Source organism: Roseateles sp. P5_B10 (genome assembly GCF_056400485.1).
Genome location: NZ_JBFULE010001011.1, coordinates 1 through 1,667, shown reverse-complemented (window position 1 = coordinate 1,667; position 1,667 = coordinate 1). Strand labels below are relative to the sequence as shown.

The following is a 1,667-nucleotide window of genomic DNA, read 5'->3' as shown; positions in this document are numbered from 1 at the left end:
GACTTCCGCCTGTTCGTCACCGATGCGGCCGGCGCCACCCTTGCGACCACCGACATCACCGTCAATGTGCCGGAGCCGGCCTCGATGGCCCTGGTGGGCATCGCACTGGCAGGCTTGGCGGCAGGTCGCCGTCGCCGTGTCTGATCTCTCGCAGGGAAAACGAAGCAGCGGCCCTCGGGCCGCTTTTTTTCATGTGACGTGAAAGCGGCTCACCACAGGCCGTGCACCTGCGGTGCAATGCGGCGCTGGTAGAGGTCGGCCAGCGACTGCATCAGCGGCGCAGGCAGGGCATCGAGGTCGGCGGCGCTGACGTTCTCATCCACCTGCGCGGGCGTGCGGCCGCCGGGGATGGCGGTCGTGATGGCTTCGTTCATCAGGATCCATCGCAACGCGAGGCGGGCCATGCTGATGCCAGGCGGCAGCAGCGCACGCAGCTCTTCGACGGCGGCCAGGCCCTGTTCATAGTCGACGCCCGAGAAGGTCTCGCCCTTGTCGAAGGCCTCGCCCTGGCGGTTGAAGCCACGGTGGTCGTCGGCACCGAAGCGGCTGTCGCGCGTGAACTTGCCGCTCAGCATGCCGCTGGACAGTGGCAGCCGCGCCAGCACGCCAACCTGCGCCGCCTGGGCCGCAGGCAGGAAGGCTTCGGCGGGCCGCTGGCGGAACAGGTTGTAGATGATCTGCACCGACTGCACGCCAGGGAACTTGAGCGCCGCGAGGGCTTCGTCGATGCGCTCAACGCTGACGCCGTAGTGCCGTAGCTTGCCCTCGCGCACCAGGTCGTCGAGCGCGCCGAAGACCTCGGGCATGGCGTAGACGGCGCTGGGCGGGCAGTGCAGCTGCAGCAGGTCCAGGCTGTCGGTCCCGAGGTTCTTCAGGCTGCGCTCGATGAAGGGCCGCAGATCGCGGTAGCCCTCGGCGACGTGCGGGTTCAGGCGCCGGCCGGCCTTGGTGGCGATGTAGAAGGCTTCACCGGGGCGCTCGCGCTTGAGGCGGGCCAGCAGGCGCTCGCTGTGGCCATCGCCGTAGACGTCGGCGGTGTCGAAGAAGTTCACACCGCGGTCCAGCGCCCGGTGCAGGGCCGCCATCGCGGCGCTGTCGTCCGTATGGCCCCAGGTGCCACCGATGGCCCAGGCGCCGAAGCCGATGGCAGAGATGTTCCAGCCAGTGCGGCCGAGGGAGCGGTAGATCATGGGAATGCCAGACAGTGGATGCGAAATGGTATCGCAACCATTTGATGGAAAAGAAACGGCCCCACGAAGGGGCCGCATCGGTTCAAAGAACTTCGGAAGCGAAATCCGCCAACCGCGAGCGCTCGCCGCGGGCCAGCGTCACGTGGCCGCTGTGGGCCCAGCCCTTGAAGCGGTCAACCGCAAACGTCAGGCCTGAACTGCCCTCGGTCAGGTAGGGCGTGTCGATCTGCGCCAGGTTGCCCAGGCAGACGATTTTGGTGCCCGGTCCGGCGCGCGTGATCAAGGTCTTCATCTGTTTGGGCGTCAGGTTCTGGGCCTCRTCGATGATGACGAACTTGTTCAGGAAGGTGCGCCCGCGCATGAAGTTCAGGCTTTTGATCTTGATCTTGCTGCGCACCAGGTCGTTGGTGGCGGCGCGGCCCCATTCGCCGGCGGTGGAGCCTCCCTTGGCCAGCACCTCGAGGTTGTCGTCCAGGG

Annotated in this window: 3 protein-coding genes; 1 reads left to right on the top strand and 2 read right to left on the bottom strand. The window is 67.0% G+C overall.

Going from position 1 to position 1,667, the window contains the following annotated elements; genetic code table 11:
• Window positions 1-66: 66 nt before the first annotated feature.
• Entirely contained in the window at window positions 67-144 is a 78-nt protein-coding gene (locus AC1DU6_RS30270; RefSeq protein WP_477861758.1) for a PEP-CTERM sorting domain-containing protein, read from the top strand.
• A gap of 65 nt (window positions 145-209) precedes the next feature.
• Here AC1DU6_RS30270 and AC1DU6_RS30265 read toward each other — a convergent pair whose 3' ends face one another.
• Window positions 210-1,190 (bottom strand): aldo/keto reductase, encoded by a 981-nt coding sequence (locus tag AC1DU6_RS30265; RefSeq protein WP_477861756.1) that lies wholly within the window; start codon window positions 1,188-1,190, stop codon window positions 210-212.
• An 82-nt stretch (window positions 1,191-1,272) separates the two neighbouring features.
• A partial coding sequence (locus tag AC1DU6_RS30260; protein ID WP_477861754.1) for a PhoH family protein occupies window positions 1,273-1,667 on the bottom strand: 395 nt, incomplete at its 5' end.

What these genes read in the sequence shown, in the direction of transcription:
- AC1DU6_RS30265 (WP_477861756.1), bottom strand. Translation starts at nt 1,190, where the DNA reads ATGATCTACCGCTCCCTCGGCCGCACTGGCTGGAACATCTCTGCCATC.